Annotated in this window: 11 protein-coding genes; 4 read left to right on the top strand and 7 right to left on the bottom strand. The window is 40.4% G+C overall.

Translation table 11 applies throughout. The annotated features are described in order from the left end of the window. Positions 1–154: 154 nt before the first annotated feature. The 7 genes from ihfB to seqA all read right to left on the bottom strand — a co-directional run bounded on the left by ihfB (position 155) and on the right by seqA (position 8,210). A complete protein-coding gene (ihfB, locus tag AC4IFT_RS10170; protein ID WP_006813582.1) occupies positions 155–442 on the bottom strand; it encodes an integration host factor subunit beta in 288 nt (95 codons plus the stop codon). 56 nt (positions 443–498) lie between these two features. Beyond that, entirely contained in the window at positions 499–2,172 is a 1,674-nt protein-coding gene (gene rpsA / locus AC4IFT_RS10165) for a 30S ribosomal protein S1 (protein WP_004909559.1), read from the bottom strand. A gap of 174 nt (positions 2,173–2,346) precedes the next feature. Then, complete coding sequence (cmk, locus tag AC4IFT_RS10160) at positions 2,347–3,030, bottom strand: (d)CMP kinase (protein ID WP_490732848.1); 684 nt, start codon at positions 3,028–3,030, stop codon at positions 2,347–2,349. Between the two features lie 191 nt (positions 3,031–3,221). Then, entirely contained in the window at positions 3,222–4,496 is a 1,275-nt protein-coding gene (aroA, locus tag AC4IFT_RS10155; protein WP_490751262.1) for a 3-phosphoshikimate 1-carboxyvinyltransferase, read from the bottom strand. A gap of 120 nt (positions 4,497–4,616) precedes the next feature. Further along, positions 4,617–5,708, bottom strand: coding sequence for a 3-phosphoserine/phosphohydroxythreonine transaminase (gene serC, locus AC4IFT_RS10150; protein WP_490751261.1), 1,092 nt, complete (start codon positions 5,706–5,708; stop codon positions 4,617–4,619). A gap of 267 nt (positions 5,709–5,975) precedes the next feature. Next, on the bottom strand, positions 5,976–7,610 hold the full coding sequence (gene pgm / locus AC4IFT_RS10145) for a phosphoglucomutase (alpha-D-glucose-1,6-bisphosphate-dependent) (protein ID WP_490751260.1): 1,635 nt from the start codon (positions 7,608–7,610) through the stop codon (positions 5,976–5,978). Positions 7,611–7,664: 54 nt separating this feature from the next. Beyond that, positions 7,665–8,210 (bottom strand): replication initiation negative regulator SeqA, encoded by a 546-nt coding sequence (seqA, locus tag AC4IFT_RS10140; protein WP_490732854.1) that lies wholly within the window; start codon positions 8,208–8,210, stop codon positions 7,665–7,667. Positions 8,211–8,532: 322 nt separating this feature from the next. Here seqA and ybfF point away from each other — a divergent pair, with 322 nt between their 5' ends. From ybfF to AC4IFT_RS10120, 4 genes are all read left to right on the top strand, one after another. After that, complete coding sequence (gene ybfF / locus AC4IFT_RS10135; RefSeq protein WP_490732856.1) at positions 8,533–9,309, top strand: esterase; 777 nt, start codon at positions 8,533–8,535, stop codon at positions 9,307–9,309. A gap of 218 nt (positions 9,310–9,527) precedes the next feature. Next, the gene (locus AC4IFT_RS10130; RefSeq protein WP_490732858.1) at positions 9,528–11,615 is read left to right on the top strand and encodes a peptidase domain-containing ABC transporter; all 2,088 of its coding nucleotides are present in this window, start codon (positions 9,528–9,530) and stop codon (positions 11,613–11,615) included. A 14-nt stretch (positions 11,616–11,629) separates the two neighbouring features. Then, positions 11,630–12,958 carry an HlyD family type I secretion periplasmic adaptor subunit gene (locus AC4IFT_RS10125; protein ID WP_490732860.1) on the top strand — a complete coding sequence of 443 codons (1,329 nt, stop codon included), beginning with the start codon at positions 11,630–11,632 and terminating at the stop codon, positions 12,956–12,958. Positions 12,959–12,961: 3 nt separating this feature from the next. After that, complete coding sequence (locus tag AC4IFT_RS10120; RefSeq protein ID WP_490751259.1) at positions 12,962–15,061, top strand: type I secretion system permease/ATPase; 2,100 nt, start codon at positions 12,962–12,964, stop codon at positions 15,059–15,061. Positions 15,062–15,085: the final 24 nt, after the last annotated feature.

The raw sequence follows: 15,085 nt of genomic DNA, 5'->3' as shown, positions 1-15,085 counted from the left end.
TTGGTGTTGGTGTTGGTGTTGGTGTTGGTGTTGGTGTTGGTGTTGGTGTTGGTGTTGGTGTTGGTGTTGGTGTTGGTGTTGGTCAGGGTATAAAAAAACAGCGCCGTATAAGATACAAGCGCTGTTTGATGTAATAATTAAGATTTACAGCCTATTATTGACCGTAAATATTTACACGATCACGTAACTCTTTACCTGGTTTGAAGTGGGGAACGTATTTACCTTCCAGTTCCACTTTGTCACCAGTTTTTGGGTTACGGCCAACGCGTGGTGCACGGTAGTGAAGAGAAAAACTGCCGAAACCACGGACTTCAATACGCTCACCGCTAGCTAACGTATCAGCCATATGCTCAAGAATTTCCTTTACAGCTTCCTCAACGGTTTTTGCTGAAAGATGAGATTGCTGGCTAGCCAGTCTTTCAATTAACTCAGACTTGGTCATAGTACCTCCCTAAACTACCGCTACAAAGGAGCAACACTGTCGTTGCTCCCACTTAATTATTCGCCTTTAGCTGCTTTGAAAGCTTCAGCCATAGCGTTGTTGCCGAATGCTGTATCTTCTTGTTTGTTCACAGCTGCAACAGCGTCTTTCTCATCAGCTTCGTCTTTAGCGCGAACAGACAGGTTGATTACACGGTTTTTACGATCAACACCAGTGTATTTAGCTTCAACATCATCACCAACGTTCAGAACCAGAGTTGCATCTTCAACACGGTCACGTGAAGCTTCTGATGCACGCAGGTAACCTTCAACGCCCAGTGTCAGCTCAACAGTTGCACCTTTAGCATCAACTGCGATTACTTTACCAGTTACGATTGCGCCTTTCTTAGTTGCTGCTAAGTAGTTATTGAATGGATCTTCAGCTAACTGTTTAACACCTAAAGAAATACGCTCACGCTCTGCGTCGACTTGCAGAACAACAGCTGCGATTTCGTCACCTTTTTTGTATTCACGAACTGCTTCTTCGCCTGCAACGTTCCAGGAGATGTCAGACAGGTGAACCAGGCCATCGATGCCGCCGTCCAGTCCGATGAAGATACCGAAGTCAGTGATAGACTTGATTTTACCTTCAACGCGGTCGCCTTTGTTGTGAGTTTCTGCAAATTGCTGCCATGGGTTAGATTTGCATTGTTTCAGGCCCAGTGAGATACGACGACGTTCTTCATCGATATCCAGAACCATAACTTCAACAACATCACCAACGTTAACAACTTTAGATGGGTGGATGTTTTTGTTAGTCCAATCCATTTCTGAAACGTGAACCAGACCTTCAACGCCTTCTTCGATTTCAACGAAGCAACCATAGTCAGTCAGGTTAGTAACGCGACCAGTCAGTTTAGTACCTTCTGGGTAACGTTTAGCGATTGCGACCCAAGGATCTTCGCCCAGTTGTTTCAGACCCAGAGAAACACGAGTGCGCTCACGGTCGAATTTCAGAACTTTAACATTGATTTCATCACCAACGTTGACGATTTCGCTTGGGTGTTTAACACGTTTCCAAGCCATGTCAGTGATATGCAGCAGGCCGTCAACACCGCCCAGATCAACGAATGCACCGTAGTCAGTAAGGTTCTTAACGATACCTTTAACTTCCATGCCTTCTTGCAGATTTTCCAGCAGTTGATCGCGCTCAGCGCTGCTTTCAGATTCAATTACAGCACGACGAGAAACAACAACGTTGTTGCGTTTCTGATCCAGCTTGATTACTTTGAACTCAAGCTCTTTGCCTTCCAAGTGAGTAGTATCACGAACTGGGCGTACATCTACCAGTGAACCTGGTAAGAACGCACGAATGCCATTCAGTTCAACAGTGAAACCACCTTTAACTTTACCGTTGATAACACCAGTTACAGTTTCAGCTTCTTCGTAAGCTTTTTCCAGCATCAGCCATGCTTCATGACGTTTAGCTTTCTCACGAGACAGGATAGTTTCACCGAAACCATCTTCTACTGCATCCAGAGCTACATCGATTTCGTCGCCAACTTGGATTTCTAGCTCACCCTGAGCATTTTTGAACTGTTCTACTGGGATAGCAGATTCTGATTTAAGACCTGCGTCAACCAGGACTACGTCTTTGTCGATGGCAACAACAGTACCACGGACGATAGAACCAGGACGAGTTTCAATATTCTGCAGGGATTCTTCAAAGAGTTGAGCAAAAGATTCAGTCATATTAATGATCTTCAAGAGTTTTAAATTAACGTCCACTTAGCTTCCCGCCAAATGGGGTTGTTTCACATACCCAACAACATTCCATGTCGCAAGGTTGATGTTATGCTAATTAAATAACCAGCATAACGGTAAGTGCGTATATTATCTAATTATAAGCTAAAATAAAGCCTATTATCACGATAATTGTAGAATTTTTTTTGCGTAGGTGCGTGCTTTTTCAATAACTTCCTCAATCGACATACTTGTGGAATCCAGCACTAACGCGTCTTTCGCGGCAACAAGAGGCGCAACGGAACGGTTACGATCTCGGAAATCGCGCTCCTCAATTTCGCTCAAAAGACGTTCAAAATTAACATCAAAGCCCTTTTCTTGCAACTGCTTCATACGCCGATGCGCTCGCTCTTTCGCTGAAGCATCAAGGAAAATTTTGACTGGCGCATCAGGAAAAACAACTGTTCCCATATCGCGGCCATCAGCAATTAACCCTGGCATAGCACGAAATGCGCGCTGACGTCTTAACAACGCTTCTCTAACACGAGGAAAAGTCGCCGTTTGTGAAGCTGTATTACCAACAGTTTCCGTTCTTATTTGATTGGAAACGTCTTCTCCTTCTAAAATGACTTTTAATACATTTTCTTCAGGAACAAAGCGAACATCTAAGTTTGCGGCCAGAGGCACCAATGCATCTTCTGATTGGATATCGACATGGTGATGTAAAGCAGCCAGTGCCAACACACGATATATTGCACCAGAGTCTAAAAGTTGCCATCCAAAATCGTTTGCCAATGCTTGACAAAGAGTCCCTTTGCCTGCACCGCTAGGTCCATCAACCGTGATTACAGGGGCGATTGCCACCATAAAAATCTCCTTTCCTGCAAATAGCCTTGGCTACCTGCAATTGAATTCAGTGAAGGCATTATACCAATTCATCGATTTTGTGAAATAAGCAGGTTCTGATGATTGCAATAAAATAGGAGAAAATTGATTTCTAGGTGGAATGAAAGAGGTTGATATTACGGTATTAATATCAACCTCTTTTAATCGAATGATTAACTTAGTCGAGCTAGTTGTTCAAAGTAATCTGGGAACGTTTTTGCCGTGCAACCTGGATCCAAGATCGTTACTGGTGTATCTGAGAGTGCAACTAAAGAAAAGCACATCGCAATACGATGGTCATTGTAAGTTTCAATTTCAGCATGCTTTAATTTTTTCGGCGGGACGACTCGAATATAATCATGCCCTTCCTCAACTTCAGCACCCACTTTACGCAGCTCAGTTGCCATCGCATATAACCGGTCAGTTTCTTTTACTCGCCAGTTATAAATATTACGAATGACTGTTTCACCCTCTGCGAATAATGCAACAGTTCCAATGGTCATTGCAGCATCAGGGATGGCATTCATGTCCATATCTATCCCTGTTAATGTTCCACGCTCACATTCGACAAAATCATCCCCCCAGCGAATGGTTGCGCCCATTTTTTCCAGTACATTGGCAAACTTAGTATCGCCCTGTAAGCTGTTGCGACCTATTCCCGTGACTCGCACGGTACCACCTTTAATTGCCGCAGCAGCTAAGAAATAAGAGGCAGAAGAAGCATCACCTTCAACTAAGTACTCACCTGGTGATTGATATTGTTGCTGGCCTTTAATGATAAAGTGCTGGTATTGATGATTTTCCACTTCAACACCAAAGGTTTTCATTAATGCCAATGTGATATCAATATACGGTTTGGAAACTAACTCACCAATAATCGAAATAGTTGTGTCTTGCTCCGCACGAGGTGCAGCCATTAATAATGCGGTTAAAAACTGGCTGGATACTGAGCCATCAACCGAAATTTCCCCACCGACAAAACCACCTTTCAGGCGAATTGGTGGGTAATTTTCTTGCTCTAAATATTCAATGACAGCACCGCCTTCTCTTAGCGCATCCACTAAATGCCCAATTGGACGCTCTTTCATACGAGGTTCGCCAGTCAGCACAATATTATTATGGCTTAATGACAAAGCCGCAGTCAGTGGGCGCATTGCAGTTCCTGCATTCCCTAAAAATATTTCTAGCGCATCTGGATGAGATAAATTTCCCCCCAAACCTTCCACACGACAACGTGTTTTATCTTCAGAAAGTTGATAGCTCACACCTAACAAGCTTAATGCATTCAGCATGTGGCGAATATCATCACTGTCTAATAAGTTAGTGAGTGTGGTCGTTCCTTTGGCCATCGCCGCTAATAATAGTGCGCGGTTTGAGACACTTTTTGACCCTGGCAAGTTGATTGTGCCGTTAATTGAAGAGATAGGTTGTAATGTCAGGGATTGCATAAAAAGCAGTTTCTCCAGTGAAGTTTGCAAGTAAATAATATTCGGCCCTATTTTCTTTTTAATCGAATTGTGAGAGCACAAATAACCGACTGAACATCCTATTTCAGTCGGCAAATCTGATTATTGTGCGTGATGGCGTTCAAAATTAGCCATAAAATCAACCAATGCCTGCACGCCGTCTAATGGCATAGCATTATAGATAGACGCACGCATACCACCAGCCACTTTGTGGCCTTTTAGTGAAAGTAGCCCTTGGTCTTTTGCTTCTTCAATAAATTTGGCATCTAGTGAAGGGTTTTGCATTTGGAAGGGTATGTTCATCCAAGAACGGTTTTCTACCGCAACGCGGTTGATATAAAACTGACTGTCATCAATGGCGTTATAAAGCAACTGTGATTTTTCATAATTGCGTTTTGCCATTTCTTGCAAACCGCCCTGTGCTTTCAGCCATTTGAAAACCATACCTGCTAAATACCACGCAAATGTTGGCGGAGTATTAAACATAGAATCAAATTTTGCTAACACAGTATAATCAAATACTGATGGCGTTTGTGGGGATGCTTTACCTAGCAGGTCTTCACGGATAATGACAATCGTTAACCCTGCAGGCCCGATATTTTTTTGTGCCCCTGCATAAATCACGCCATAACGGCTAACATCGATAGGTTTAGATAGGATGGAAGAAGAGTAGTCTGCTACAATAATTTTATCTTCAGGAAAATTAGGTTCTTCGTGGATTGCTAGTCCACCAATGGTTTCATTAGGGCAATAATGCACGTAGGCCGCATCATCACTTAAAGGCCACTCGCTCATAGGTTTTAAGCTTACAACACCATCTTTTTCTTCTGTAATATCGATGACATTTGGTTTGCAATATTTTTCAGCTTCTTTCGCCGCAGATTCAGACCAATAACCACTAACAATATAATCTGCCGTCGTTTTGCCATCTAATAAATTCATTGGCAAGGTAGCAAAATGTGCGCGGGCACCGCCATGACAAAATAACACTTTATAGTTATCTGGAATATTTAATAAGTCACGTAGGTCTTGTTCTGCTTCAGACGCCACTTCAATAAAGTCTTTTCCGCGATGGCTAACTTCCATTACCGAAACGCCTAAGCCTTTCCAATTACAAAACTCTTGTTCAGCACGACGCATCACTTCAACAGGTAGCATTGCTGGACCTGCACTGAAATTATAAACCTGACTCATTGACCTCACCCTATCTTCAATTATAGTTAGCAAAATTCACTCAGATACTTAAAGTTGTACCATTGTGAGCCTTTAGCTGCAACGGTTATTGTCGCTAGAGAATGAAAAGCAATAGGGGAATTTGGGGCAGAATAAAGAAAAGAATTTTGTTAATCTCGTCACACTCTCAACAACCCTAATTTTATGAAGAGATTAACGATAAAAAACAGATAATATCCCGAATAGCGCCCAATAACTGCCATTCAGGATATTCAAACGAGAGATTGATTAACTAATCACTTTGCTGACAATTTCAATTGCTTCTTTTTCAATGAGTCGGAGGTGCTCTTCACCACGGAAACTCTCACAATAAATTTTGTAAGCTTCTTCGGTTCCTGAAGGTCGTGCAGCAAACCAACCATAATCCGTCATAATTTTTAGCCCACCAATGGACGCACCATTACCCGGAGCTTCGGTTAAGCGTTGAGTAATTTTATCCCCGGCTAACGTATCTGCGGCAACCATCTCTGGAGATAATTTACTCAGTTTGGCTTTTTCTTCATGAGTTGCTTTGGCTTGAATACGGTTATAAATTGGCGCACCGAATTTTTCAGCCAATTTGTTATAACGTTGCTGAGGATTTTCACCGGTAACCGCTGTAATTTCAGCGGCTAACAAGCACAGAATAATACCGTCTTTGTCCGTTGACCACGGCGTACCATCGAATTTAAGGAATGATGCACCCGCGCTTTCTTCACCACCAAAGCCCAGTTTTCCACTAAATAAGCCATCAACAAACCATTTAAAGCCGACAGGCACTTCAACAAGTTCACGGCCAATATCGCTGACAACACGGTCAATCATCGCGCTGGAAACGAGTGTTTTGCCAACGGCAACATCTTTCCCCCACTGTGGGCGATGTTGAAATAAATAGTCAATCGCAACAGCAAGGTAGTGGTTAGGGTTCATTAGGCCATCAGGTGTCACAATACCGTGTCTGTCATAATCAGGGTCATTAGCAAATGCTAAATCGAACTTCTCTTTCATGCCTAATAGGCCAGCCATTGCCCAACTAGATGAGCAATCCATGCGGATAACCCCATCATGGTCAAGCGGCATAAAACGGAACGTTTGGTCTAATTGATCATTAACAATTTCAATATCTAATTGATAATATTCTGCAATTTTTTTCCAGTACTCAATGCCTGAGCCACCTAATGGGTCAACGCCAATTTTCAGCCCTGACTTCGCAATGGCTGCCATATCAACAACTTCACCAAGTGCAGTCACATAAGGCATGACCAAATCCTGGCTGGTGACATATTCACTTGCCATTGCCACATCAAAATTTAAACGCTTAACCCCAGCAAGGTTGTTTGCCAATAATTGATTGGCTTGTTTTTCAATGACTGAAGTTAAATCCGTATCTGCTGGGCCACCATTTGCGGGGTTATATTTGATCCCGCCATCTTCTGGTGGATTATGTGATGGCGTAATGACAATACCATCCGCTATATCGGTGTGGGAGCGGTTATAACTTAAAATGGCATGAGAAACTGCAGGCGTTGGCGTGAAGCCATTATTTTCCTGAACAATCACATGAACTTGGTTAGCCGCTAATACCTCAACTACGGTAATAAACGCTGCCTCAGATAATGCATGCGTGTCTTTACCGACATAACAAGGCCCCGTTACACCTTGTTGTTTTCGTAAATCAGCAATCGCTTGTGCAATTGCTAATATATGATTTTCATTGAAGTTTTTACGCAACGAACTACCACGGTGGCCAGATGTGCCAAACTTAACAGCATGTGAAGCATTTCCCGGCTGAGGTTGTTGCGTATAATATTGAGCGGTTAATTGAGCGACATTGATCAAGTCACTTTGAAACGGAAGCTGCCCTGCACGTTCATGTATTGTCACTTGTTTTCTCCCAAAGCACTGATGCTTGGTTACCAACATCAGTGAATTCAGTTATTAAATGGTATTACTCACTTTTTCAATCACATTAGCGGGAAATTGCATTTCCTGCATGATGGCATCGACCATACTGCGTTTGCGATTGGTATTTGTGTTAGTTATCACCCAGTAAGGCGTGCCGGGTATATGACGAGGCTTAGACTGTTTGCCCGCGGCAAGCAGAGTTTGTTCATCACCTGCAAAGTAAACACGCGTGCGACCGTGCATAAGCTCAGTTGCACTCGCAAAGCGTTTCGCATCTAAGCTGTATAGTGTCGACAAAATTAACATAAAACGGTCGATGGCTTTGCTTTTTTCAGCATAGGCATCCGACAATAATAATTCGCGAACAACTCTGACCGGATTTTGTGCAGTCACAGGTACACTCGCTGCAGATTCTGCCTTAATCACCGGTTGTGCCTGACTAATCTCTTTAACTGGTACTGGCTGCCCGGATTTGAAATTTAACATACGGCGCAAGATATCCGATGCACTTTCACCGATATGCTGTGTATGGCTCGCAATATAGCGGTAAAGCTCTTCATCAACTTCTATCGTTTTCATTTTTTCCCAGTACTTATTTAACTAAAATTCGCGGTGTGATTATAAGACAGTTTTAAAAAAAACAAAACAATTAAAATTTCAACAACTTAAAGTAAACATAGTTCTAAGTTCGATGGTATTTCAGTATGTTATCGTCCTATTACTTTAGGTGTTTTTATTCAGTGCTAACGTTCAATTTTCTGAGTTTCTGTTATAACCCATTTATTTTTCATTGATCTAGCTAAATATCCTTTACATAAAGATGCAAACTCGAATATTTGGATTTTCTCTATAGCCATGACATGATAAGTGACTTACTTCTCTAATTTTTGATAAGAAAAATATGACTCTGTTACTCAACCATACTATCCATAAACCCGAAAATCCACTGAGCAATAGCCCTGTCGTTCTTATTCATGGGTTGTTTGGCGACCTCAATAATTTGGGTGTACTTGGTCGCGACCTTCAACACTATTTCGATACCATTCAAATTGATGTTCGCAACCATGGTGATTCTTTTCGTGCTGAACAGATGTCTTATCAACAGATGGCACAAGATGTTATTAGCCTTATCCAATCATTAGGTTATGAAAGTGCAATTTTAATTGGGCACTCTATGGGCGGTAAAATTGCCATGGCTGCCACTGAAATTGCCCCTGATTTTATTGAAAAACTTGTCGCGATTGATATCGCTCCAGTTGCATACAAAGTTCGCCGCCACGATAAGATTTTTGCAGCACTAGATGCTGTCACCGCTGAGCACGCAAAAAATCGCCAAGATGCCGCCGCGATTATGCGAAATGAAATAAACGAAGAAGGCGTTATCCAATTTTTGCTCAAGTCTTTTAAACAAGGTGAATGGAAATTCAATATCCCTGCCCTTAAGGCTAATTACGAAAAAATTATAGGTTGGGAAACCGTGCCATCATGGGATAAGCCAGTCTTATTGATCCCTGGCGGTAACTCCCCTTACGTACAAGCTGAATATAAAGACGAAATTGCCGCTCAATTTCCAAATGCAAAAGCATGGGTTGTCGCAGATACGGGGCATTGGGTGCACGCAGAAAAACCTGATCATGTTTTAAGAGCTATCCACAGGTTTCTTTCTATTTCTCAGTAATGCCTCTATTTATAAAGATATTGAAATATTATTTTCCATTTCAATATCTTTACACCATCAATCCACCACAATAATTAATTATTGAATAAAAGAATAAGACAAACTTCAATACACAGACAATATTAAAATCTGTATTATCTTTTTTAAAGAAACTTAAAGAAAATAAAACTATATATTAATTTTATTTTCTATATTCAAAGGAATGATTAATACCAAGAATGAAAAACATTCATGAACCATCAACTTTATATTTCATTAATATCATTGCTAAATTATCAGGAGCAACTCACCTTAATGAACTTGAAACATTAATTAACCAACCAATAAATTATAATGAAAAAATAAAGTCAATCCAAAAAAAGCATAATATTAGCTGTAAAAAAAAACACAGAAAAAATAAAGATGTTTTTAAGATTTCCTGTCCCGCAATTTTATATAATGAACAGGGGGAAGCTTTTTTATTAGCGAATCGAAATAATGAACAAGTCTTAGTGCAATCATTTGGTCAAACTCCCCCTGAGATTTGGGATATCGCACAGCTCCAGCAACAATGGAGTGGGCACTGGCTACATGTAAGTTTAAAACAAGGGCAATTTGATATCACTTGGTTTCAAGTGGAATTTTTGAAATACAAATCAATCATTCTTTGGGTTCTATTTTTCTCATTCATACTTCAAATATTGGCATTAGTCTCTCCCATTGTAATGCAAGTAATCATGGACAAAGTATTAGTCCATAACAGTTTATTAACCTTAGATGTTTTAGTTTTTGGGCTTATTATCGCGGCAATTATAGAAGTTACATTAAAAGGCTTACGGCAATATATTTATCACCATACTGTTAACCGAATTGATGTGACATTAGGGTTAAAATTGGTTGATCACTTACTTCGCTTACCGATTCCTTTTTTTAAGAACCGCCAAATTGGGGCAATTGTTACCCGTGTTAAAGAACTTGAAACGATCAGAGAGTTTTTAACCAGCAGCTTCTTTACACTATGCGTTGATGTTTTATTCCTGTTTGTCTTTATTTTTGTAATGAATTTAATCTCAAGCACACTCACTCTAATATTTTTATGCTCAATTCCATTCTATTTATTATTAGCGTGGTGGCTAACCCCCAAAATTGAAGCGGCAGCTCAACAGCAGTTTATGAATATTGCCATCAACACTTCATTCTTAACAGAAAGTATTAATGGTATTGAAACTGCAAAAAGTTTATCTGTAGAACCCAATTTTACCCGTCGTTGGGATAAACAGACATCGGATATGAGCCATACGAATTTTACTTCGGGGCAAATTGGCTCTCGTTCAGAGCATCTAGTAATGCTGATTGAAAAGACCACCAGTGCAATCATATTATGGGTTGGTGCCTCAGAAGTTCTCGCCTTACAAATGACAATCGGCCAGTTTATTGCTTTTCACATGATGGTAAACCATGCCAGCCAGCCATTAGTGAAACTCGTTAAATTATGGGGAGATTACATTCGAACTCATGTCGCTATTGAAAAGTTATCACAAATAATCAATTTACCTGTAGAACAGAATCGCCAAGAAAACACAGTGCCAATAAAGGGTAATGTTCATCTGGATAACATTTGTTTTCGTTACCAGCCCAACACTCCCTACATCCTTCAGAATTTTAATTTGAATATCAAAGCGGGTGAAACCATCGGTATTGTTGGCACATCAGGTTCAGGTAAAAGCACCTTAGCACGCCTGTTACTCCGATTATACAGCCCTGAAAGTGGAACAATTTTTATTGATGGTATGCCGTTATCCTCCGTCAACATTCACTCATTGAGACAACAAATAGGCATTGTTCTTCAAGAGAATTTCTTATTTAGCCAATCTGTTTTCAATAACATCGCCCAGACTCAGCCTAACGCATCTATGGATGATGTTGTGCATGCCGCTAAAATGGCAGGAGCTCATGAGTTTATTCTTAAATTACCGATGGGTTATGACACTGTTTTAGCAGAAGGTGGTTCATCTCTTTCAGGTGGTCAACGACAACGCATTGCAATAGCAAGAACCTTACTTGCTAACCCCAAAGTAATTATTTTTGATGAAGCAACCAGCGCTTTAGATGATGAATCTCAAGCCATTATTCAAAAGAATATGCAGATTATCGCACAAGGCAGAACAGTAATTACCATCGCACATCGCCTTTCAACAATTCGTAATCACCAACGAATTATCGTCATGCAAAACGGGGAGATTATTGAGCAAGGCAGTCATCAGCAACTCATTGAGCAAGGTGATTTCTATAAGCATTTATGGACGCTACAACAATCTCTTAAATAAGACACGGATGTCACATGAAACAAAGATTAGAAAAAATACGTTATAACAGTTTTTTACCTTCCCATTTGGCTATTTTAAAAACACCGCCCTCTTATTTAGCTTCATGTGTTGCGATTTTAATCAGCTTGGGTGTTTTTATTGCTATTATTTGGTCGTTTTTTGGCAAATTAGATATTCAAGCAACCACTCAGGGGAAATTAATTGTCTCTGGGCGTACTCAACAAATTCAAGCGTTTGAGTTAAGCCGTTTACAACACATTCATGTAGCAGATGGCCAAAAGGTTAAGCAAGGTGAATCATTATTTACTGTAAATGTTTTAGGGGTAGATCAAGACATTCAAAGTTTACATTACCAACGTAATTTCCAACTCATCGAAGCATTAATTTATCAAGCGCTCCTATCGCATCAACCCGTTGGCCAATTGCCCTTATTTAATACGCTCTCTAAAGAAGAAAAAACCAGCGCAGTTGCAAGTTATCAAACACAAAAAATAGAGTTTGATTCGCTTATCAATGAAATATCAAATGAAATCCAACTAAATACCGTTAATCAACAAGCTAGGAAAAATGAATTAAAAACAATCAACGCTCTCATCCTGAATATTAAAAAACGGCTAGAGGCACACCAGTCACTGAGTCAAAAGCAAATTATTAGCCAAAAAGAATTCCTTGAACAAGAACGTGAGTTACTTATTGCCCAAAAAGAAAAAACGACCAAGCTCTCCGAGTTGTCTATTTTAGACAGTCAGCATCATGCTTTGATTAAAAAACGCGATCGGATAAAAGCGCAAAAAAACCAAGAATGGGATGAAAAATATAAGCAAGCAGCATTTAAGCAAGTCTCTCTTGACCAAGAGTTACTAAAAAACCAAGAAAGAAATCAGCTTGAAATTATTCGAGCGCCAGTTGATGGTACTGTTCAGCAGCTTGCCACACACACAATTGGTGCTGTCCTCCAACCTGCACAGCAATTAATGGTGATTGTCCCAAATAACCACGTTCAACTCGCTGAGATCAAAATCCTGAACAAAGATATTGGCTTTATTCATGAAGGGTTAAAAGCCGAAGTAAAAATAGATGCGTTTCCGTATACCCGCTACGGAACAATTGACGGTGAAATTATTTCAATTTCGAGGGATAGCACCCAAGATGAAAATTTGGGATTAGTTTATTTAGGGCAAATTGGTTTACATCAAAATTCATTATTGGTTGAAGGTGAGAAAATTGAACTCACCCCAGGCCTTTCCATTGTGGCTGAAATTAAAACAGATAAACGACGCGTTATCGATTATCTCCTTAGCCCTATCAATGAATACACCTCGAATGCAATGAGAGAAAAATAATCAATGGAACAGATGAATAATAACGGATTGGAAGCCATTGTTTGGATTGCTAATTACTACAAAAAAAATGTGACAAAAGAACAGCTTCGTCATGCTATTGGGCTGCAAGCTACCTTACCTACTGAATGGGATATCCGAGAGTGTGCTCATACTTTAGGGTATGAAACTGAGCTTATATCACTATCTCACTCACAATTAAATTCATTGCCACTGCCTGCTTTGGTTTATTTTGAGGGGATGTGGAAAATTTTAGATAGCAAAAACGAAATTGTGCTTATCAATCCAGAGAATAACGAGCAGCAAGCTATTCATGATATTACGTTCAATACACATGCTCAGTTAGATGTTTTGTTAATTAAGGAACAACAAGAAACGGAGCAAAAAAAGGCCTTTGGTTTTGGCTGGTTTATTCCTTCAATAATGCGCCAATATGGTAAGCTGCGAAATATTTTCATTCTTTCTGCTGTCATTCAATTATTCGCCTTAATCAGCCCACTTTTATTTCAAAACCTTGTTGATAAGGTTTTGGTAGGCCGAAGTATTTCCAACTTACACGTCATTGCCATCGCTATTTTTGCAATTGCTGTTATGGAGCCCGCCTACGCATTTTTACGCAACAAAATATTTAGCTACACAAGCAGCCAAATAAATGCTGAATTATCAGGAAAAATCTACCGCCATCTCATGGCATTACCATTAGATTATTTTAAATTGAGACCAACTGGGAAAATCATTGCACGCGTTCGTGAACTCGCCAATATTCGGCAATTTCTGACCGGCTCAACCTTAATGCTGTTCATTGATTTCACTTTTGTCATCATTTTTATTGCCGTTTTATTTTCCTACAGTTCCCTTATGGCTTGGATTTTAATGGGGTCGATGGGGATATTTTTTATTTTATGGATGATACTGGGTCCTATAATCCGTCAACAAACAGAAAAAGCCTATCAAGCTGACGAAAATGGGCTGACCTTTCTGACTGAAAGTATTACGGGAATTGAAACAATAAAAACAACAGCAACCGAAAAATACTTTAATCAACGATGGAAGAAAATCTTCAGTAAACAGCTCCTTCAAAACTTCAAAGTCTCCATGCGCAGCGAAATTGCAGGGCAGATAATGACCCTAGTCAGCAAAGTCACCACTGCAATACTTCTATGGGTTGGTGTTAAAGAGGTTTTAAACGGTGGAATTAGCCCTGGCGAATTAGTTGCTTTTAACATGCTAAGTGCGCATGTAACACAACCTGTTTTACGATTTGCTCAAGTATGGCAGGATTTTCAACACACTATCATCTCGCTACGCCGCGTAGGTGATATTTTGGATAAACCCGTTGAAAATGAACGTCAAGGGATTGCAAGTTCAGCAGCAATACAAGGTAAAATTGAATTACAAAATATCCGTTTTCGTTACCAACCAGATACCCCTGAAGTACTCAATAATTTAACCTTATCCATTAAAGCTGGAGAGTTTATTGGGATAACTGGGCCATCTGGCTCAGGGAAAAGCACACTAACAAAATTACTACAACGCCTTTATGTTCCACAACACGGTCAAGTGATTATCGATGGGATGGACTTAGCTGCCGCAGATACGGTTTCATTGCGCCGAAGAATGAGTATAGTTTTACAAGAAAGTACGCTATTTGTTGGGTCAATTGCCGAAAATATTCGGTTAAGCGTTCCACAGGCTTCTCAAGAACAAGTCATTCGTGCTGCAAAATTAGCCGGCGCTTATGATTTTATTATGTCCTTGCCTGATAACTTCGATTACCCACTGTCTGAAAGAGGGGTAAACCTCTCAGGGGGGCAACGCCAACGTATCGCTCTTGCTCGAGCCTTGCTGACTGAACCTGATATTTTAATCCTTGATGAGGCCACCTCTGCACTCGATTATGAATCTGAGGCTGCGATCATGGCAAATATGCCTTTAATTTCTAAAGGGAGAACAGTCATCAGTATCGCCCATCGCTTAAACACAATTAAACATGCTGATAGAATTTGTGTGATCTGCCATGGGGAGGTTACTGAAATAGGTACACATACAGACTTACTTCAATCAAACGGGCTTTATGCCAACTTGTGGCAACAACAAACACATTGACATCCTCCACGTCCTAAAGGACGT

The organism is Providencia sp. UF-183, from assembly GCF_058246155.1.
The sequence above is the reverse complement of the archived record's forward strand: the minus strand, read 5'-3'. Positions and strand labels throughout refer to the sequence as shown.